Here is a 20,779-nt window from a genome sequence, read left to right on the forward strand (position 1 = left end):
GGGATGGAGCGCGCGTTGTAAGCGCTTATTGGCTAGACAACTTTAAGGGCCTGGCCTAGCTTGGCCGAACAGGACTGCTGCCGCGGGGAGGGGAGAGGGACTTGCAGATGCAGGGAGAAGGCAGGCGCGCGCATGAGGTTGCGCGCGCAACTATTGGCGGCAGGCGCGCCGGTCAATCGTCGTCGTCGCCGTGGTGATGGTCCCAGCCACGATGACGGCCGTGGTCGTGCCAGTGGTGTTCGTCTTCGTCGTGGTCGTAGCGGTAATAGCCGTAAGCGGGGGGCGCTTGATAGACCACGGGGGGCGGCGCTTGATAAACGACGGGCGGCGGTGCCTCGTACACCGGCTCGGGCGCGGCATAGACCGGACCGGGAACGCCGAGATAGACACCGATATCGGCATGGGCGGATGCCGCTGTGCTGACACACGTCCCTGCGAGCCCTGCGAGGAGATAAAACGTCAGGCGATTCATGATGATCTCTATTCCAGTCAACGGACGCGGTTGCGATGGAAGCGGATTCTAGTCGCTGAGCTTACGAACGAGATGCGCAGATTTGTCAATCGTGTAACCGGTGGTAAAGCAGAGCGAAAAAAGGCTGGCTTAAGGTTCCCATAAGGTATTCGCGCGGAGCGGGATGGCCGTGCGTTTGGGGCCGCCGCTTTAGGGCCATTACACGTGTGTGCCGTTGCCATTACCCTATAGAGGCTGCCCGTGTCCGAGACAGGTTTCTCATGCGTGCCGTCGATCGAACTTCTACGCAAGCCTGCAAGCCCGAATTCCGGAAAGAGGGCGATGTCTGCTCGTTCGGGAATGATGCCGTTGCATTGCGCTGGGCACTCGAGGATGAACACCTCGCTCGCTTCTCGCTGGTCGATTGCGCAGCGGCATCCGTGCTGCCCATCGTCGCGCCATTCGCGCTGACTTTCGCGGACGGCACCACGCTCGGCCCGGATGCGATGCGAGTGCTTGCACCGGTAAGGGAAGACGCGCTCGCGGCCAACCCCCAGGCATCGCGCCTGGCCGAACGCGTCGCAGGGCGGCGCGTGACCATCACGCTGGGTGATGCCCAGGGGCGCCTGCGGATTCAATGGAGCGTAGAGCAGCGCGACGGTGCGCGATATCTGCGCATGACGCTGGACGTGACGGCCCTGCGCCAGAACGAAGCCATTGCCGTCGTTACCTTGATGCAGGCGCGCACCGTCGGCGCGCAGACCTGCAGCGAACGCAAGGGCACGCCGGTCGTTGCGGGCAACTTCTACCTGGGCTTCGAGTTGCCGCTTGCAACCAGCCACGTGGAAGCAGAGAGCGTCAGTTTTACGCTGCAGCGCGCGCTGCCGCTGGAAAAGAGCCGGACGCTGACTTACGCCGCCGTGGCGGGCGTGGCGCGCGACGGGCAATTGCGGCGCGATTTCGCCACCTGTATCGAGCAGGAGCGCGCCCGCCCATATCGTCCATTTCTGCACTACAACAGCTGGTGGGATATCGGTTACCTCACGCCTTATACGCAGGACCAGGCGCTGGAGCGTATCGATGCGATCGGCCGCGAATTGCATACCGCGCGCGGCGTGCAGATCGATTCGTTTCTCTTCGACGATGGCTGGGACGACCTTGGCGGCGGCTGGCATTTCAGCCAGGCGTTTCCTCATGGCTTCGTACCGCTGCGCGATGCGGCGGCACGCTATGGCGGCGCGCCCGGCGTTTGGCTCTCTCCCTGGGGCGGCTATTGCGCGCCGAAGGACGAACGCATCGCGCACGGCCGCGCTGCGGGCTACGAAGTCATCGACGGCGGCTTCGCGTTATCGGGGCCGCGCTATTACAAGCGATTCCACGAAGTCGTGATGAGCCTGCTCACGAGAGACGGCGTGAACCAGTTCAAGTTCGACGGGACGGGCAACGCGGACCGTGTCTTTCCCGGCAGCGTTTTCGATAGCGACTGGGACGCGGCAATCCAGCTGATCGGCGATATTCGTGCGGCGAAACCCGAAACCTTCATCAATCTCTCGACGGGCACGCATCCCTCGCCGTTCTGGTTGCGCTACGTCGACACGATCTGGCGCGGCGGCAGCGACGATGGTCAGGCGGGCAGCGGCACGAACCGCGAGCGCTGGATCACGTATCGCGATGCGCAGACGTACCGCAACGTCGTGGTGCGCAGCCCGCTCTTTCCGCTCAATTCCCTGATGCTGCACGGCATCGTCCTGGCGCAATGCAATCCACGCTTGAATATGCCGGAAGGCGACGCATTCGCGCACGAGGTGCGGTCCTTCTTCGCGAGCGGTACGCAATTGCAGGAGTTGTACATCACGCCATCGCTGCTGGGCGACGACGACTGGAACGTGCTCGCGCAAGCGGCCCGATGGGCGCGCGTGAACAGCGACGTATTGCGCGACAGCCACTGGATTGGCGGCGCGCCCGACGAAGCGGCCATCTACGGCTGGGCCGCGTGGGCGACGCACAAGGCAATCGTGACGCTGCGCAATCCGCACGACGAGGCGCAGCGCTTTGCACTGGTGCTGCGGGATCAACTGGAACTGCCGCCCGAGGCGGCGGGGCGATTCCACGCGCGAAGTCTCTGGCGTGCAGGCACGGCCGGCGTTCCCGCAGTCCTGGACGCGGACGTGCCGTACGCAATCCAGCTCGCGCCATTCGAAGTGCTCACGCTGGAATTGCTGCCGGCTGATGGAGGCTAATACAACGAATTCGTCAGTGGCACCGGTTTCGTTTCGGTCTGGTGCAGGTCGAAGATCAGCACTTCGTTCTCGCCTTGCGTGAGCCACGGCGCGGGGCAATACAAGCGCTGTTGCGGGCCGATACTCCAGTAGCGCCCGAGATTGTGCCCATTGACCCAGACCACGCCCTTGGTCCAGTGGCTCATATCGAGCCAGGTGTCGCCGATTTCATCGAGAACCAGATGTGCCTTGAAAAAGAGTCCGGGCTTCAACAGATTCGTGCAGCGCGCCTCCAACCCGGCGATGTACGCCTCATTCATCGGCAGCAAAAAGACTTCCCATCCCTCGAGCGATGAAACGGACCCGTCGGCGTATTGCATTTTCACGGGCGCGAGCAGCCCTTTGCGGTCGACGATCGCAGGCCCGAAGTTGACGCGCCCCATGCCCTCTACCAGAATTTCGAGCGCTCCTGTCACGGCCGCGGGCAATGCGAGCGGCGCGCAATGCGTCACACACAACCGCTGTGCATAGCCGTGCGGAATGCGCGCGCGAGAGACGCCGCCCGCGTAGTGCTCGCCAACGAAAACCGTCGCATAGTCATGAACGCCGCTGATATCCAGCGCGCCAACGGCTTGCGTCTGCAACGGTTTGCGATACAGCATGAAGCCCGATGTCTGACCGTAGTGCTCGAACGGTTGCGGATCGACGCTCGACTCGCGCGGCAGGGGCGCGGGCAGGTTGTCCCAGATCGAGGCGTAGAGGGACGGCGTCAGGGTGTGACCCGTGAGTGTGGCGATGGCGTCGGGAATGTCCGGCAAAGGATCGGTCAGATAGCTGGCGATGATGTCGCGATACTTCACGTATTTCGCCGTGGCCGCCCCTTGCTCGTTGATCGGCGCGCCATAGTCGTAGCTCGTGATATCGGGTTGATAGTTGCCCGACTCGTCCACATTCGCGCCGGCATGAAAGGCGAAGCTCGTGCCGCCGTGAATGACATAGAGGTTGAACGACAATTGCGACTGCATGAATGCCGTCAAGATGGCGGAAAGATCGTAATGGAGTCCTGCGAATTCCGGTTCGCCCCAATGTGTCAGCCAGCCCGTGTAGACCTCGCCCGCCATTGCGGGCACGGCAGGAAATGCGCGTCGCACCGTGGCGATTTGCGCCGCGTTGCCGTTGCTCAACGCGATGGCGCCGCCCGTCACCGTACTGCGATTGCGTTCGAGTTGCTCGAGACCGTCTTCGGTGTAGAAGGGCCCCGTTATGCCGCCGCGTAGCCAAAGCTGCCTCAGTTCTTCGAGGTAAGCGGGATTGCTTGCGTACGATCCGAATTCATTCTCTATCTGGATCATCAGGATCGGCCCGCCTGCATCGATCATCAACGGCTTGATGCGGGGAGCGAGTTCGCCGATGTAGCGCGCAACCGCGGCCATGTAACGGGCGTCGGTGGCCGAGTCGGTACGCAGCTGAATGTCCGGTTCGCTCAGCAAGTAAGAGGGCAGGCCTCCCAGGTCCCACTCGGCGCAAACATACGGGCCCGGGCGCAACAGCACCCAAAGCGCTTCTTCCTGACACAGGCGCATGAAGGCTTCGATATCGCGGTTGCCGCTTTCGAAGTCGAACACGCCCCTGCGTGGCTCGTGGTAGTTCCACATGATGTACAACGCGATGCAGTTCATGCCCATCGCTTTGGCCATGCGAATACGATGCTGCCAGTACTCGCGTGGAATGCGCGCGGGATGCATTTCGCCGCTGCGAATCTGGAAGGGCTCGCCGTCGAGCAGGAAGTGCTCGCCATTGGGGCTGAACGAGAAGGTGTGGCTGCGTTCGGGGTTCACAGTGCAATCGCGCCCTTGTATTTGCAGACTCACGCACTATACTTCCACGGCTGATAGCAGAACGCTTAATTTCGCTTAAGCCTATAATTCGGCAAGAATACGCGCAAGTCAGATATGCCGAGCTATGTAACCGTATTGACGCAGTTACATTCGAATATGAAAAAGCGTGCTATTTTTCCGATTGCCAGCTCAACGCTTCTCGTCGCGGCGGGAATTTTCTGCATCGTCTTGTCACTCTCGACAAGGTCCTTGATTGGAACGCTTTTCATCGCAAGGATGCTGCTGTTCTGCGGCTTCGTGCACGCATTGAATCTCTTCACGACGAAAGACTGGAAACTCGCTATCAGGCGTATTCCGCCAGTCATCGTGCCCATACTCATCGGCATTCTCATTCTGGTCAATGACAGCGCAAGGGCGCGCGGGCTTACCGTGATGCTGATGATCTTCTTTGTGCTCGACGGCTTCTTCAAGATCATTGCGTCGGTCGGGCAGGACGTGAAGATCAACAATATCGGCATTGTCAGCGCGGCGCTGTCTTTCCTGCTCGCCATTTTTCTGGCCGCCAATTTCCCGAGCGTGCCGTTACCCTTGCTCGGATTGTTCCTCGGGCTGGATCTCATTTCCATGGCCGTGGTGCCGTTTGGCGGCCGGGAGCGCAGGCGCGAACTGATCTGACCTGACGAAAGCGCAGTCGGCGGCCGCGTCACGGCCGGGCATCACGTTTCGCGCTCACATGGTGTCGCTATCGACGCCTGTATCAGCTTGCAGTTGCCGTTTTCCATACGCAAAACCGACGGAGGCGATTCATGATCTTCGCAAATGGCTTTACGTTTTCGAACTTTATTATCGATGCGTTTTCGATATTCATGTTCATTCTGTGGTTCTGGCTGTTCATCACGATCACGAGCGACCTGTTCCGTCGAACCGATATCTCGGGCTTCCTGAAGATCGTCTGGGTGATCTTTCTGATTGTTTTGCCCTATATCGGCATATTTGCCTATGTCCTCACGCAGGGCAGAGACATGGCGCATCGCAACCAGGAGCGGGCGCAGAAGGCGCGCGAAGAACTGCGCCACATTGTGGGCTACAGTGTGGCGGACGAAATCGAGAAGCTCGACAAGCTCAAGACGACAGGCTCGATTACCGACGACGAGTACAAGCGCCTGCGCGCGCGGCTCGTCGAGTGATAAGGGCGGCAGGCATGGCGAGAGTCCATGCCTGAATCAGGCAGTCATTGCGCGGGCTACGGCAACGTAGCCCGCCGCGTCATTCAGTCATTCAGTACCGGGTACGATCTTCGAGATCCGCCAGTTGCTTCTCGTTACCAGCACGTAGTCGCCATTCACGCCAAGCCATTGCTGGCCGCGCTTCGGTGCGTCCAGGTTATGCGACTTCCAGTCGTTCATCTGATAGTTGTAGTGCCGGTACTTCGAGGGAACCTGTTGGCCCTCGTGCCAGTCGCGATGCGGCATGGTCGGCATGACCTGCTGGCGACCTGTCCCCTGGCTTTGATCTCCACCCGATGTGCCCTGCGCAATTGCAGAAGAGGAGACACCGACGAGGAGCGCAGCGATGACTGAGAGGACGAGTTGGCTTTTCATGATTCGATCTCCGTGGGCAAGAAGATGATTGACGTCGCCATGGCTATGGCTTCTTCGGTTATAGAACATCCCGAAAGCCGTGATATCCAGTTGTGCGAACGTGCCCTTAAAAGCGTATGGGCAAAGGCTGGAAAACGAAAGAATCTAGCGGTGTGAATAAGGGTGTGAAGCGTCTATCCATAGTAGTAAACGGAATTCCGACTTCAAGGAATTTACGAATAGTTGATTTTGTGGCGGTTTTGCGTAATTCCCGTGAATACTTTGAAAGCGCTGGTTGTTAGATAACGATTGAAACGTCGTGCGCTTTTCCCGCGCTTGTGCTCTCGCGGATTGCGCACATCGGGGGCCGTAATTCGCAGTTTGAGTGAACATCGCAATGATCCGGTCGAGTACAAGCGCAATGAGCCATTCGGGGTGCGCGCGTACCGTCACTATTTTCGGTGGAGCCTCGCGTGCCAAACTGCGAACCCAGACGCTGTCGCCCCTGGCTGATCGGCATTGCGGCAATGTTGCTGCTGGCGAGCTTCGGATGCCGCGACCGGCAGGCCCAAAGCGGCGCCGCGCCACCGCCGCCGAGTGTGCTGGTCGAGACGGTTGCGGCGCATTCCATTCCCCGCGAGATCGAACTGCCGGGGCGTATCGAAGCGATCCGCTCGGCGGAGGTGCGCGCCCGTGTGGACGGTATCGTCGAGCGCCGGCTCTTCGAGGAGGGCACCGATGTGCGCGCCGGCGCGCCGCTCTTTCTCATCGATTCGCGCGACTACGAGGCCGCGTTGCAGCAGGCCCAGGCAGCGCTGAACCGGGCCCGGGCCGTGCAGGGCAATGCGGCCTCCGAGGTTGCGCGCTTCAAGCCGCTGGTGGCGCGCCAGGTCGTGAGCGCCCAGGAGTTCGAATCCGCAACAGCTGCCCTGCAGCAGGCCGACGCGAATGTTGCGGACGCACGCGCCGCAGTGACGCTCGCGCAGCTTCGCCTCGATCGCTGCACGGTTCGTGCGCCGATAGCGGGCCGTGTGGGGCGCGCGCTCGTCACCGAAGGCGCGCTGGTCAGTGCGGCCGGCGCGACCTTGCTCACGCAGGTCAATCAGCTTTCGCCCGTGAACGCCGTGTTCACGCAGTCGAATATCTCGTTGCTGGAAGTACGCAAACAGATCGCGTCGGGCACGCTTGCGGCGCCGGCCGCGGACCGCGCGCAAGTGTGGCTCACGCTCGCGAACGGCGACGATTATGGCGAGTCGGGCGTGCTCGACTTCACCGATCTCGTCGTCGATCCTTCCACGGGCACGCAGGTGCTGCGCGCGCGCTTCAATAATGCGTCGCGCATTTTGTTGCCGGGCCAGTTCGTGCGCGGGCGCGTCGTGATCGGCACGATACCGAACGGCCTGGCCGTGCCCGCGCGCGCGGTGCAGTTCGACAGCAACGGGGCGAGCCTCTCGCTCGTTGCCGACGACGGCACCGTCGTGCGGCGCAATGTCGTGCTCGGCCCGCAGGAAGCGGGGCAGTGGGTCGTGAAGGATGGGCTGGAGCCCGGTGAGCGCGTGATCGTCGACGGCTGGCAAAGGGTGCAGCCTGGGCAGCATGTGGACGCCCATCCTCTCGCCGCTGCGGCCCACTCCTGAGCGGCGCGCCTCATGAACCGATTCTTCGTCTACCGGCCGGTCTTCGCGTGGGTCGTTGCGCTCTTCATCACGCTCTTTGGCGCCCTCGCGCTCATGCTGCTGCCGGTCGAGCAGTACCCCGATGTCGCGCCGCCCTCGCTCACGGTATCGGCGGTCTACAGCGGCGCTGACGCGAACACGCTGGACCGCACGGTCACGTCGATCATCGAAAACGAAATGAACGGCGTGGAGAATTTTCTGTACATGTCGTCGCAGAGCCGCTCGAACGGCACGGCGCAGATCACCGTCACACTCAGGCCGGGCACGAATCTCGACGTTGCGCTCTCGCAGGTCCAGGACCGCTTGAGCCGCGTCGAGCCCCGCTTGCCGCTGGAGGTGAGGCAGGTTGGTGTGAGCGTCACGAAAGCGTCGTCGGGCTTTCTGATGCTCGTTGCGTTGCAATCCGCCGATGGTTCGATCCCGGCCGTCGAGCTGGGCAACTTTGCCGCCAACAACATCGTCAACGAATTGCGCCGCATTCCCGGCGTCGGGGACGCGCAGCTGTTCGGGTCTTCGTATGCGATGCGGATATGGATCGATCCGGAAAAACTGGGCAGCTTCGGGATCTCGGCAAACGAAGTGATGACGGCCATCCAGGAGCAGAACAGCCAGACTGCGGGCGGCAGCCTCGGCGACCAGCCCATTGCGCCGGGCGCCGAACTCAATGCGCAGATCGTCATGCGCGGCCGCTTTTCGACGCCCGAGCAGTTCCGCGAAGTCATCGTGCGCTCGAACCCGGACGGGTCCACGGTGCGTGTGGGCGACGTCGCTCGCGTGGAACTGGGTAACGACAGTTACGGCTTTCAGTTTCGCGTGAACGGGAGGGAGTCCGCCGGGATCGCCATCCAGCTCGCGAGCGGCGCGAACGCGCTGGCCGTGGCGAACGCCGTCCGCCAGCGTCTCACGCAACTGCAGCCGACTTTCCCGAAGGGCGTGGCGTGGGTCGTGCCGTTCGATACGACGCCGTTCATCACGACTTCTCTGAGCGGCGTGCTGCGCACGATGGTTGAGGCGTTGCTGCTCGTGACGGTGATCGTCTTCCTCTTCCTCCAGAAATGGCGCGCGACGCTCATTCCCACGCTGGTCGTCCCCATTGCGCTGATCGGCACTTGTGTGGGCATCTATTTGTTCGGACTCTCGATTAATCTGCTTTCGCTGTTTGCCATGGTCGTTGCGATCGGCATTCTCAATGACGACGCGATCGTGGTAGTGGAGAGCGTCGAGCGCGTGATCCAGGAAGAGGGCTTAAGTTCGCGGCGGGCGACCGTCAAGGCCGTCGGTCAGATTGCGGGCGCCGCCATTGCGAGCACACTCGTGCTCGTTGCGGTGTTCGTTCCCATGGCGTTCTTTCCGGGCTCGACGGGCGCGATTTATCGCCAGTTCTCGGTCACGCTCACTGTCTCGATCTTTCTCTCGACGCTGCTCGCGCTGACGCTGGGTGTGGCCATGTCGTCAGCGCTGCTGGGCAGCAAGAAGAAGACCGACGACGGCACAGGCAAACCCGCCGCCACACATTGGCCGGCACGCATGCAGCAGCGCGTGTTCGATGGCTTCAATCGCGGCATGGAAAACGCCACCGAGCGTTACGTGCTGGCCGTGCAGGCCATGCTGCGCAAGCCGGTGCGTTGGCTCGTCGTATTCGTCGTGGTCTGCGCGGCGACCGGGTTCCTCTTCACCCAATTGCCGCGCGGCTTCATTCCAGGCGAGGACCAGGGGCACATTTTCGTCGCGTACACAGCGGCGCCTGGCGCAACGGCGCAGCGCACGCAACAGGTCGTCGATCAGGTCGAGGCGTTTCTCAGGCAGCAGCCGCAGGTGCGCAATATCGCGTCGGTCACGGGATTCAGCTTCTTCGGCCAGGGGCAGTCGGCGGCGATGTCGTTCGTCGACCTGAAGCCGTGGTCGGAGCGGCCGGGCGCGGCCAATTCGGCGGGGGCGCTGGTGGCGCGCGCAAACGCGGCGTTCCGCAATATTCCGCAAGCGCTCGTCTTCGCGCTCGATCCGCCGGCCATTCCCGCGCTTGGCAATGCGAGCGGCTTCACGATGAAGATACTCGACCGCAGCGGCGTGGGCGGCGCGGCGCTGCAGCAGGCGAGCGCGCGCATGCTGGCGGAGGCCGCACGCAGCCCCTTGCTGGTGGGCGTGCGGCCCGACGGTTTGCCGCCCGCGCCGCAGCTCTATGTCGATATCGACCGCGTGAAGGCGCGCGCGCTGGGGCTGCAGATCGGACAGGTGAACAGCGCGCTCGCGCTCGCATTCGGCTCGAACTATGTGAACGATTTCGTCTACGAGGGGAACGTGCTGCGCGTGCTCATGCAAGCCGACGCCGACCAGCGCATGCGGCCCGAGGATATCGGCGCGCTGAGGCTGCGCAACAACGTGGGCGAGATGGTGCCGTTTTCAGCGTTCACGAGCGTGCACTGGAGTGCGGGGCCGCAGCAGATCGAACGCTACAACGGCTTTCCGTCGGCCACGATCTCGGGGCAGGCGGCGCCGGGCCGTTCGAGCGGCGCCGCGCTCGCCGAGATGGAGCGCATAGCGGACCACGTTCTTTCCGGCAGCCTGACCTACGAATGGACCGGCACGGCCTTCGAGGAACAGCAGGCGGCTGGGCAGATCGGGGCGCTGCTGCTGCTTTCCCTCATCGTGGTGTTTCTGCTGCTCGCCGCGCTTTACGAGAGCTGGGCGATTCCCATCGCCGTTTTGCTCATCATTCCGCTGGGCGTGCTGGGCGCGGTGCTCTTCACCATGGCGCGGCGTTTTTCCGCCGACGTCTACTTCAACATCGGCCTCGTGACGATCATCGGCCTCGCGGCGAAAAACGCCATTCTGATCGTGGAATTCGCGATCAAGGAGGAGGCCGCGGGCAGCGATACCGTGAGCGCGGCCGTCAACGGTGCGCGCCAGCGCTTGCGGCCGATTCTGATGACGAGCGTGACGTTCGTGCTCGGCATGTTGCCGCTCGTGCTCGCCACGGGCGCGGGCGCGGCGGGGCGGCAGGCGGTAGGCACGGGCATCATGGGCAGCATGCTCACAGCCACGCTGCTCGGCATCTTCTTTACGCCTGTGTTCTATGTGGTGGCACGCAGATGGTTGAGCCGCAAACGCACGCACGACGATGACGAAGAAGACGCGCGATCCGCGGGAGCGCACGATGCTTAAGACTGCCAGGTGGATGGCGATCACCGCGTGCCTGACGCTGGCTTCGTGCAACTTCGCGCCGCGTTACCAGCAGCCGGAATTGCCGATTGCGCAGACCTACGAGAGTGCGGATATTGCCGCGCCGGGCGGCGAGCGTCTCGCTTCGGAGCTGAGCTGGGAGACTTTCTTTCGCGACCCGGCGCTCAAGCAGCTGATCGCCATGGCGCTTGCGCATAACCGCGATCTGGCGGCATCGGTCGCGCGCATCGGGCAGGCTCAGGCGCTTTATCGCGTGCAGCGCTCGGCGCAGTTTCCGCAAGTGGCCGTGGGCGCCGACGCAACCCGCACCAAGACGCCGCTCAACACCATCGAGCCCGAGCTGCCCAACAACAACACATCGATTCACTTCAACCAGTACAGCGTGCAGGTGGCCGTCACGTCGTTCGAACTCGACTTCTGGGGGCGCGTGGCCAACCTGAGCGAGTCGGCGCGGCGCAACTATCTGGCGACGGTGGAGGCCAACGAAGCGTTTCGTCTCTCGCTCATCAGCAACGTGGCGGCGACCTACTACGCCATTCTCTCGGGCAACGAGGGCATCGACCTGGCGCAGCACACGCTGGAAACGCGCCGCTACGCGCTGGAAGTCGCGCGGCTGCGCCTCGAAGCGGGCGCGACCTCGCTCGTGGACTACGAGCAGGCGCGCATTCTCGTCACGCAGGCGCAGACGCAGCTTGCCGAGCTGCAAAGAACGACGGGCCAGCAGCGCGGTCAGTTGGCTGTCCTGATCGGCGGACCGCTGCCGGACGCAGCGAACATGACGCAGCGCCATGCGCTGGCCGATGCCGACCAGTTCGGCACGCTCGACGCGGGCCTGCCTTCCTCGCTGCTCGCGCTTCGCCCCGATGTTCGCGCGGCCGAGCAGTCGTTGCGAGCCGCCGACGCCGATATCGGTGCCGCGCGTGCCGACTATTTCCCGCGCATTTCGCTCACGGGCAATTTCGGCTATGTGTCTCCCGAGCTGAGCGACCTGTTCGTGCCCGGCAAGCAGGCATGGCTCATCTCAGGGTTCGTCTCGTTGCCTGTGTTCGACGCGGGGCGCCGCAGCGCGCAAGTGCGCCTCTCTGAAGCGCGTCAAACAGAACTCGTGGCGAACTACCAGAAAACCGTTCAGGTGGCGTTCCGTGAAGTCTCCGACGCGCTGATCGCGCGCCAGCGCCTGCAAGAGCAGATCGCGGCACAGGAGCGCGCGGTGGCCTCCGAGTCGCGCCTGGCCGAGGCGGCGGAACTGCGCTACGAGAACGGCATTTCCATCTACCTGGAAGTGGTCGATGCGAAGCGCAGCCTGTTCGCGGCGCAACAGCAATTGATCCAGCTACGCGCGGCCGCGCTGCAAAACGGCGCTTCGCTGTATGTCGCGCTCGGAGGCGGGCAGGACGCGCCCCGGCCCGATCACGCGAACGGGGCTTCCAACAGCGTCGCTAATCCGTAGCCGCGCGGGTCAGGCGGCACACATGGCGACGCGGTTGCGGCCGCGCGCCTTCGCGTCGTACAGCGCTTGATCCGCCGCCTTGATGATCTGCGTGACATCCGCATCCTTGTCCGGCGACCAGCTTGCGGAGCCGATGCTTGCCGTGACCCGCCCGTACTCGCTGCCCGCATGCTCGATCGCGAGTTCGCTGATCGCATGGCGGATTTTCTCGGCGATCGCGCAGGCGCCTTCCAGCAGCGTATCGGGCAGCACGACGATGAACTCTTCGCCGCCATAGCGGGCGGCCGTGTCCGCGGGCCGGCGGATGTTTTCGCCAATGCAGCGCGCCACGGCGGCGAGCGCGTCGTCGCCGGCCTGATGGCCGTACTGGTCGTTATAGGCCTTGAACCGGTCGATATCGACGAACAGCAGCGAGAACACGCTGCGGGCGCGCCTGGCGCGCCGCCACTCCTGTTCGAGGATTTCGCCAAGCGTGCGGCGGTTGTTCAGACCCGTGAGGCTGTCGGTGCGCGCGAGCAACTGCAGTTCCGACTCGGCGCGCATTCTGCGCCGCAACTGCGTGGCGAGCACGAACGAGAGGCCGACGAAGCCGATGGCGAAGGTCCCCATGAGCGTACCGATGGTCAGCGCTCGCCGCCGCCACGCGGCGTAGATATCGGGTTCGGCTTCCGCCACCATGATGATGAGCGGCTGGTGCGGAAAATTGCGGAAGAAATACATCCGGCGTACGCCGTCGATCGACGACGTGTCCGAGAAACTGCCCTCGCTGGCGGCCAGAAAGTGGCGGAAGGTACTCGCGTTGCGGATGTTGCGTCCCACCACGGCCGGATCGTAGGGCTGGCGCATGATCATCGTGCCGTCCTGCGCGATCAGCGAAACTGCCCCGTGGCGGCCGAGTGAGAGCCCCGCGAACAGCTGGTGAAAATACTCGAGGTTGATGGCGATGATGACGGCGCCGGCGAACGATCCATCGGGATGCGAAAGCCTGCGGCTCAACGCGATGCTGGGCGAGCCGTTGCGCAGGCGCGAACGGTAGGGCGCACTGACGTAGAGGCCGGCATGGGGATTGTCGCGCTGAACCGTGAAGTAGTCGCGGTCGGCGAAATTGGCCTTAAGCGGTGTGTCGCTGCCTGAATTCATGACGACGTTGCCCGCTTCGTCGAGCACGATCATCGCACCGAGATATTCCGCGGTAATGGCGTGGTCGAACAGCAGCTGGCTGCGCAGGTGGGCGGGCAACGCCATGACGTCCGGCCGGCCGATGCCGTCGACCACGGCTTGCAGCGAAAGCGAGTAGAGCTCGAAGTTGCGCTCGATGTCGCGTTCGGCAACGAGCGCGACGTTTCGCGAGTTCTCCTTGGCGCGCTCCAGGGCGTCGTGGCGGCTTTCGAAGAGCACCGTCGCGCAGAGCGACGCCATGATGAACGCGACTGCCAGGCTGCCATAGAAAATGGCGCGCGGCCCCGTGAGCCACCTGAGCAGGTTAGCGCTGGTGAACGCTGGCCGCATGGCTCGCTTCCAGGTAGGCCTGCGCGCTCGCTGCATCCACAGGGCGCGAGAACCAGTAGCCCTGCGCCTCGTTGCAGCCATTCTCGATCAGGAATTCCAGTTGCCGCAGCGTTTCCACGCCCTCGGCCACCACGCGCATGCCGAGCGTATGCCCGAGGGCGAGCACGGCTTTCACGATGACCTCGTCCGCGCGCGAGTGGCCAATGCCCCTCACGAACGACATGTCGAGCTTGAGGCGATCGGGCATGAAGCTGCGAATGTACCCAAGGCTCGAATAGCCCGAGCCGAAGTCGTCGATGGCGACCGAAAGCCCCATCTCGCGAAGGGCGCGCAGCGTGGCGAGCGAGCGCGGCGCCATCAGCACGCCTTCGGTGATTTCCAGCTCGATATTGCGCGGGCTCACGCCGGTTCGCGCGAGCGTTTCCGCCATCATCGCGGGCAAGTCCGCGCGCACGAACTGGACAGGTGAAACGTTGACCGAGACGACGATGTCCGGGTGCTGGCGCGCCCACGCGCGGGCCTGGCGGCAGGCCTCCTCGAACACGAACTCGCCGATCTGCACGATCAGGCCGTTTTCCTCGGCGAGCGGCACGAACAGCGCCGGGCTCACCTGGCCGCGCTCCGCGTCGTGCCAGCGAACGAGCGCTTCGAAACCCATCGTCTCGCCCGTTCTCGGGTTGACTCGCGCCTGCCATGCAACGGCAAACGCGCGCGACGCCACGGCCAGCCGCAACGCCTGCGCGAGGCTCGCCCGCTCCAGGTTCTGCATGGCGATGGCCATATCGAACACCTGCATGCTGCCGGGTCCCATCGACTTGGCGCGGTACATGGCGGAGTCGGCGTACTTGAGCAGCGAATCCGGATCGCTCGAATGATCGGGGAACACGGCGAGGCCGACACAGGCGAGCGGCACGATGACCTTGTTGCCGATCAGCAGGCCATGTGTCAAGGATTCCTGCATTCTTGCCGCGGCGCCGACGAACTGATCGACGTCGCCCCGGCCATACAGCACGGCGACGAATTCGTCGCCCGCATAGCGGGAAACCATTTCGCCATCGGCCATATTGGTGGTCAGACGGCGCGCCACTTCGCACAGCACTTCGTCGCCCGCGGTATGGCCGAGCGAGTCGTTGACCTCCTTGAAGTTGTCGAGGTCGATGAACACCAGCGCGAACTTTTGCTGGCCGTCGAGCGCCGTCCTGACCACTTCGCGCAAACGCGCCTTGAGGCCGAGCCGGTTCGGAAGATGCGTGAGCGAGTCCTCGTTGGCCTGCAGGCGCAACTGCTCCTGATAGCGGATGCGCTCGGAAACGTCGTTGAACACGGTCGCGCAGTGCGTAGGGCGATTGCGCTCGTCGAGCACCGGCGCGACATGCAGTTCGATCCAGTAGGGCGAACCGTCGGGCCTGGCGCATTTGAGCAGGCCTTCGCCTTCGCGCTCCGATTGCATTGCACTCCGAATGATCCCGGCATCGGCGGACGACTTATCACAATCGAGCATATCCCAATGCCCGGCGCCATTCGCCGTAGCGACGCTGCGGCCGGTGATGCGCTCGAACGCTGCGTTGGCGTACGTGATGATGCTTTCGCCCTCGACCTTCTGCGAAATGATCACGGCGTTTCTCGAAGCTTCCAGCGCCCGGCTGCGAATGCGCAAATGCTCTCTCGCCTGTTCGTGCGCCGTGACGTCGTGCGCGGTGATGAAGCACGCGTCCTGGCCCGCATAGTCCAGCAGATGCCAGGCGATATCGACGTGGATCACTTTGCCGTCTATACGCACATGCCGGCGCACGCCGCCTGCGCCGCTTTGCGCGCCGGAATTGACGTAGCCGTGCAGGTCGCGGCGGAACGCGTCGGTCTCGTCCTGCGGGCGAAGCTGCTCGACCGACATGCCTCTGAGTTGCTGAAGGCTCGCGCCGTATTGGCGCTGAGCCGCGGCGTTGGCGGTGAGGATCGCATAAGAGCGCACATCGAAAATGAGCATCGCGACCGGATGCTGCTCGAAGTACTCGCGAAAGCGCCGCTCGGCTTCGAACGCGACGATCTTCGCAGCGCTGCGGGAAAGCGCCGCGCGGTGGCTCGTAAACAGCGTGAAGAGCAGCAGCAGCGCGCCGGCCGTCGCCGTACCGATCAGCGAGATTTTTTGCCGCACGAGCTGCGCCTGTGCGCCGAACTGCACGACCTTGATCTGCTCGCGCTGCGCGGAGCGCAACTCGGTGAGCAGCGACATGATGGAGCTGAGCGTTTCGTTCGCGCGCTGCATCAGGGCGGGCTCGAGCCTGGCGCCCGCGTCTGCGAGCGCGATATTGCGCGCGGCCGCGTCGAGCTGCTCGGGCCAGACGGCGCTCAACTGCCGCAACTCGCGGATCGTGCGCTCGTTGCGCGGCGCGCCGGCAAAGTCGTGCTCGAGCCGGTCGTAAATGCCGGCCACGACGGCGGCGCGCTTGATCGGCCACGCGCGCGACGTATAGCCTGCCGTGCCCACGCCTTTGAGGAAGTCGGTATTCGCCGCGATATGCAGCGTGAGCAGGGCTTCGAGTTCCGACGTGATGTTCAGTTCCTGACGAAGCCGCGAGTCGGCCGTTCCGCGCGACAGGTTCGCGCTCAATATCGCGCCGGTTGCCACGCATACGATCAGCGCCACGGCTAGCGCTACGGCGACGCCCTTGCCGGGCGCGCGGGACGGGGCCTGTGGAGGGGTTCCGGATAGTTCAGCTACGTTCATTGCCACGCAACGCGATTCGGCACATCGCCACTCGCGCCGCGTTGCTCGGCCGGAGTGGGCAGGTTACTGGCGAAGGCACCGGCATCAGCGCGGGAGGCGGGCAGAGGGGCCATGTGTTCCAGGCATGCAGACGGCGAAGGCACGGCAAGTTCGTGATCGGTCGCTACTGGCTGAATAACGGGAATCCAGCGTGCCGCTTTGATGGGTGTTTTTACCTAGATGCCTGGATCCTGGGAGGCTCGCGCCAGGCGTGGGCCATGCATCCGGTGCGCATTCGATGCCCGTGCTTCAATACGCTCATGGCGTGAAGGGATCGCGCGCGGTCCGCCGTTTTTGCCTCTCACTTCTGCCCCTGGTTTTTTGCCCCGGTTACTCGTTCAAGGGACTCTCATGAAGAAACTCGTCAACGACCCGTCGTTAGTCGTGCGCGAAATGCTCGAAGGCATTGCGCGTACCGCGCCGCATGTCGCCGTGCTCGGCGATGAAAACGTGCTCGTTCGCAGCCCGTTGCCCAGCGCGCCCGAGCGTCCCGTCGCCGTGATTTCGGGTGGCGGCAGCGGCCACGAGCCCGCGCATGGCGGTTATGTCGGGCAAGGCATGCTCACCGCAGCCGTGTGCGGCGAGGTGTTCACGTCGCCCTCCACCGACGCGGTGCTCGCCGCGATTCGCGCGAGTGCGGGTCCGAACGGCGCGCTGCTGATCGTGAAGAACTACACGGGGGACCGGCTCAATTTCGGTCTCGCGGCCGAACTGGCGCGAGCCGAGGGCATTCCGGTCGAAATCGTCATCGTCGCCGACGACGTGTCGTTGCGCGGGCATACGGAGCGCAATCAGCGGCGCGGCATCGCGGGGACTGTGCTCGTGCACAAGATCGCGGGCGCGGCGGCGGCGCGCGGCGACGCACTGGGCCTCGTGGCCGCGATTGCGCGCAGCGTGGCCGAGAATCTCGGCACGATGGGCGTGGCGCTCGATGGCTGCACGTTGCCCGGCGCGGAGCAAGCCGGCTTCCGCCTTGCCGACGACGAGATCGAACTCGGCATGGGCATCCACGGCGAGAAAGGCGTGGAGCGCACCGTGCCGATGGCGGCGGGCGAATTGACGGAAACGCTGCTCGCCAACATCGTCGAAGACCTGGCGTTGAAGGGCGGCGAGCGCGTGGCGCTGCTCGTGAACGGACTGGGCGCGACGCCCACGATGGAGCTGGCGATCATCATGCGCGATGCATTCGAGAGCCTGAATCGCCGTCATGTGGCGGTCGAGCGGGCGTGGACCGGCACGTTTCTCTCGGCGCTCAACATGCCGGGCTGTTCGATCTCCGTGCTGCGGCTCGACGATGCGAAGCTGGCGCTGCTCGACGCCGCCACCGAAGCGCGCGCGTGGCCCGGCGTCGGCACGGTCAATCGGCGAATCCGCATCGAGCCTGCGCATTCAGCAGCGGATGTGCTCGCAGAGGCGGGCGCTACGCCTGCTGACGCGGCGAGCGTCGCATGGGCGCAGCGTCTGAAGCCGGCGCTCGATGCCGTTGCGCACGCATTGATCGAGAACGAGGCACTGTTCACGGACCTCGATTCCCGAGCCGGCGACGGCGATCTGGGCGCGAGCATGCAGCGCGCCGCGCAGGCCATGCTCGCCGTACGGCCAGGTGCGCTCGGCTCGCCTGGCAGCGCGCTCGCCGCACTCAGCATGGCGTTGCGCCGCGCGATAGCGGGCAGTTCCGGGCCGTTCTACGCAACGGCGCTGCTGCGCGCCTCGCGCACGCTCGGCGAGCAAGCGCAGCCCGATGCGCTGGATTGGGCTGCAGCCATGCGCGCTGCGGCTCAGGCGATCAGCGAACTGGGCGGCGCGAAACCCGGCGACCGCACGATGCTCGATGCGCTCGTTCCGGCCGTCGATGCGTTCGAAAGCACGTTGAAGTCGTCGCGCCCCGTGGGCGAGGCGTGGGCGCAGGCGGTGAGCGCCGCGGAGAGCGGTGCGAAAAGCACGGCGCAAATGACGCCGCGCGCGGGCCGGGCAAGCTATCTCGGCGCGCGCGCGATCGGGACGCCCGATGGCGGGGCGGTGGTGGTGGCGTGCTGGCTGAAGGCGCTACAGCCGCATATCGGTGCGGGGTGAGGCGAGGTTGTGGCGAAACGCGTGGCTCAGAGCACTTCGAAAATGCTGTAGACCGGGCCGCCCGGAAAGCGGTGGCCTGTGCCGATGGCGACGACGCGGTTGAGCCACTCATACTTGCCCGCAGGCGCTTCGAAGACGGGATTGGTTCGGAAGTAGTAGCTGGCTGGATCGACGGTTTCGCCACGATCCAGCTGCTTCAAGACTTCCGGGTCGCCATGGCGCACGCCGCGATACGACATCAGCAGGTTCGTACCGTCGTCGGTGCGCAGGAGCAGCCGCACGTCGAGCGTCGTGCTGCCGTCGCCGCGCACGGTCTGCCAGTCGCTGCCGCCGTCGAGCACGACGCCCGAAAGGCGCTCGCCCGCAAACGTGCCGGACGGCACGATGCCGACACGGCGCAACGCGCCCCCGGTCTGGCCGACGATCTCGATCGGCTTGACGTCGAGCCGCATCACGAAGAGTGGACGTGTTTGCACCGCTTGGAGCGCGGGCGGAAGTTCATCGAAGCGAGGCGTGGACATGGTGGTCACCTTGGGGGCCGTTCACGTTGATGGCAGGCTTGCGGACTTCATCGGATAACACTGGTTGGGCGGCGAGAAACCGGCGGGCCGCATCAGTGTATGCGAGGCGCCTCGGGCCGAGGGCGGTGGCGCAACGAGAAATCGCTCGTGGCTTCCACGCGAGGCGCCGACGGTCGACCTCGTGGTCGGGTACAACTCAGGCGAGCCATGCCCGCGAGGCATGTCCCCCTTCCCAGAAGGTCTTTTTACTTTGTGTCGGCGCCCGCTAGATTGTCCATCAGACGGCGTCGCGACGAAGTGTGGCTCCCGAAGGGCAGTGCGGAATCGAATATCCCCATGCCTGGAGCCGATATCGACAGTTTGCGTGCCGACGACTTTACGACTCTCCAGGAAAGACCATGGCACACCTGTTCACCCCTACCAAGCTCGGCGCATACACGCTTTCACATCGCGTCGTCCTGGCGCCGATGACCCGCTTGCGCACGATCCAGCCCGGCGACATTCCGAGCCCGATGATGGCCGACTTCTACGGTCAGCGCGCGTCCGCCGGCGGCCTCGAGATCGTGGAGGGCGTCAGCATTTCCGTGACGGCCCGCTCGTATCTCGGCGCGGCCAGCTTTTATCACGACGGCCAGGCGGCAGGCTGGAGAGCGATCGCCGATGCGGTTCACGCGAAGGGCGGCCGCGTGTTCATGCAACTGATCCACGGCGGCCGTCAAAGCCATGTCGACATGACGGGCGGCGTCGCACCTGTCGCGCCCTCGGTCGTGCCGTTCGAAGGCGTCGCGTTGACGAAAGACGGCTTCGTGCCGGTCTCGCCCCACCGCGCGCTCGGAATCGATGAAATTCCCGGCATCGTCGAGGAGTTCCGCGTCGCGGCGCAACGCGCGCTCGACGCCGGATTCGATGGCGTCGAGCTGCACGGTGCGAACGGCTATCTCGTCGACCAGTTCATCCAGGACGGCACCAACAAGCGGACCGACGCTTACGGCGGCCCGATCGAAAATCGCGTGCGCTTCCTGCGCGAAGTGCTCGAAGCGCTGATTTCGGTGTGGGGCGCGGATCGCGTCGGCGTACGCATCTCGCCGTCGGGCGAATGGGGCGGCATCTCCGATAGCAATCCGGAGGCGACGTTCAGCCACGTCGCCAAGGTGCTCGACGCTTACAGGATCGCATACCTGCATGTGATCGAGCCGCGCGTCAAAGGCGACGACACGCTTCATGAAGGGAACGCGCCGGTCGCCGCGAAATATCTTCGCGAGCACTTTACCGGGCCGATCATCGCGGCTGGCGGCTTCGACGGCGAGAGCGCCGAAGCGATCGTGGCGTCGGGCGAAGCGGACCTCGTGGCGTTCGGCAGGCATTTCTCGTCAAACCCGGACTTGCCGTATCGTTTGAAGCACAAGCTGCCGCTCACGCCCTATGTGCGCGCCGCATTCTGGGGCGGCGACGAAAAGCATTACTCGGATTTCCCGGTTCATCAGTCGAACTCACAGGCCGCGATGAGCCTGTGATGCG

14 protein-coding genes are annotated in these 20,779 nt (G+C 64.2%); 8 read left to right on the top strand and 6 right to left on the bottom strand.

The features are described from left to right. Window positions 1-172: 172 nt before the first annotated feature. Window positions 173-472 carry a hypothetical protein gene (locus E1N52_RS38985; protein ID WP_133189970.1) on the bottom strand — a complete coding sequence of 100 codons (300 nt, stop codon included), beginning with the start codon at window positions 470-472 and terminating at the stop codon, window positions 173-175. A gap of 260 nt (window positions 473-732) precedes the next feature. On the opposite strand from E1N52_RS38985, the gene E1N52_RS38990 reads away from it, so the two are divergent. Further along, the gene (locus E1N52_RS38990) at window positions 733-2,691 is read left to right on the top strand and encodes an enterotoxin (protein ID WP_133189972.1); all 1,959 of its coding nucleotides are present in this window, start codon (window positions 733-735) and stop codon (window positions 2,689-2,691) included. Here the strand turns inward: E1N52_RS38990 and E1N52_RS38995 are convergent. Beyond that, window positions 2,688-4,541, bottom strand: a complete 1,854-nt coding sequence (locus E1N52_RS38995) for a beta-galactosidase (protein ID WP_246089414.1) — start codon at window positions 4,539-4,541, stop codon at window positions 2,688-2,690. The genes E1N52_RS38990 and E1N52_RS38995 overlap by 4 nt on opposite strands. A gap of 123 nt (window positions 4,542-4,664) precedes the next feature. Between E1N52_RS38995 and E1N52_RS39000 the strand changes: the two genes are divergently transcribed. Both E1N52_RS39000 and E1N52_RS39005 read left to right on the top strand, forming a co-directional pair. Then, entirely contained in the window at window positions 4,665-5,183 is a 519-nt protein-coding gene (locus E1N52_RS39000; RefSeq protein WP_042268937.1) for a DUF308 domain-containing protein, read from the top strand. 131 nt (window positions 5,184-5,314) lie between these two features. Beyond that, window positions 5,315-5,695, top strand: coding sequence for an SHOCT domain-containing protein (locus tag E1N52_RS39005; RefSeq protein WP_110383799.1), 381 nt, complete (start codon window positions 5,315-5,317; stop codon window positions 5,693-5,695). A gap of 87 nt (window positions 5,696-5,782) precedes the next feature. Here the strand turns inward: E1N52_RS39005 and E1N52_RS39010 are convergent, their stop codons facing one another. Further along, a complete protein-coding gene (locus E1N52_RS39010; protein ID WP_133189974.1) occupies window positions 5,783-6,109 on the bottom strand; it encodes an RcnB family protein in 327 nt (108 codons plus the stop codon). A gap of 452 nt (window positions 6,110-6,561) precedes the next feature. On the opposite strand from E1N52_RS39010, the gene E1N52_RS39015 reads away from it, so the two are divergent. The 3 genes from E1N52_RS39015 to E1N52_RS39025 are packed head-to-tail and all read left to right on the top strand — an operon-like array spanning window position 6,562 to window position 12,394. Then, window positions 6,562-7,725: an efflux RND transporter periplasmic adaptor subunit gene (locus E1N52_RS39015; protein WP_246089415.1), complete on the top strand. Its 1,164-nt coding sequence runs from the start codon at window positions 6,562-6,564 to the stop codon at window positions 7,723-7,725. A 12-nt stretch (window positions 7,726-7,737) separates the two neighbouring features. Further along, window positions 7,738-10,926: a multidrug efflux RND transporter permease subunit gene (locus E1N52_RS39020; RefSeq protein ID WP_133189976.1), complete on the top strand. Its 3,189-nt coding sequence runs from the start codon at window positions 7,738-7,740 to the stop codon at window positions 10,924-10,926. Then, complete coding sequence (locus tag E1N52_RS39025; protein ID WP_133189978.1) at window positions 10,919-12,394, top strand: efflux transporter outer membrane subunit; 1,476 nt, start codon at window positions 10,919-10,921, stop codon at window positions 12,392-12,394. The genes E1N52_RS39020 and E1N52_RS39025 overlap by 8 nt, the downstream gene beginning before the upstream one ends. A gap of 9 nt (window positions 12,395-12,403) precedes the next feature. On the opposite strand, the gene E1N52_RS39030 is transcribed toward E1N52_RS39025, so the two are convergent. Further along, window positions 12,404-13,903, bottom strand: a complete 1,500-nt coding sequence (locus E1N52_RS39030; RefSeq protein WP_246089416.1) for a sensor domain-containing diguanylate cyclase — start codon at window positions 13,901-13,903, stop codon at window positions 12,404-12,406. Further along, a complete protein-coding gene (locus tag E1N52_RS39035) occupies window positions 13,878-16,628 on the bottom strand; it encodes a putative bifunctional diguanylate cyclase/phosphodiesterase (RefSeq protein WP_133189980.1) in 2,751 nt (916 codons plus the stop codon). The genes E1N52_RS39030 and E1N52_RS39035 overlap by 26 nt, the downstream gene beginning before the upstream one ends. Window positions 16,629-17,018: 390 nt before the next feature. Between E1N52_RS39035 and E1N52_RS39040 the strand changes: the two genes are divergently transcribed. Further along, window positions 17,019-18,740 (top strand): dihydroxyacetone kinase family protein, encoded by a 1,722-nt coding sequence (locus E1N52_RS39040; RefSeq protein ID WP_133189982.1) that lies wholly within the window; start codon window positions 17,019-17,021, stop codon window positions 18,738-18,740. A gap of 26 nt (window positions 18,741-18,766) precedes the next feature. Here the strand turns inward: E1N52_RS39040 and E1N52_RS39045 are convergent, their stop codons facing one another. Continuing rightward, the gene (locus E1N52_RS39045; protein ID WP_133189984.1) at window positions 18,767-19,261 is read right to left on the bottom strand and encodes a DUF3237 domain-containing protein; all 495 of its coding nucleotides are present in this window, start codon (window positions 19,259-19,261) and stop codon (window positions 18,767-18,769) included. Between the two features lie 398 nt (window positions 19,262-19,659). Between E1N52_RS39045 and E1N52_RS39050 the strand changes: the two genes are divergently transcribed. Beyond that, window positions 19,660-20,775, top strand: coding sequence for an alkene reductase (locus E1N52_RS39050; protein ID WP_133189986.1), 1,116 nt, complete (start codon window positions 19,660-19,662; stop codon window positions 20,773-20,775). Window positions 20,776-20,779 lie beyond the last annotated feature (4 nt).

The organism is Paraburkholderia guartelaensis, assembly GCF_004353905.1.
GTDB lineage: Bacteria > Pseudomonadota > Gammaproteobacteria > Burkholderiales > Burkholderiaceae > Paraburkholderia > Paraburkholderia guartelaensis.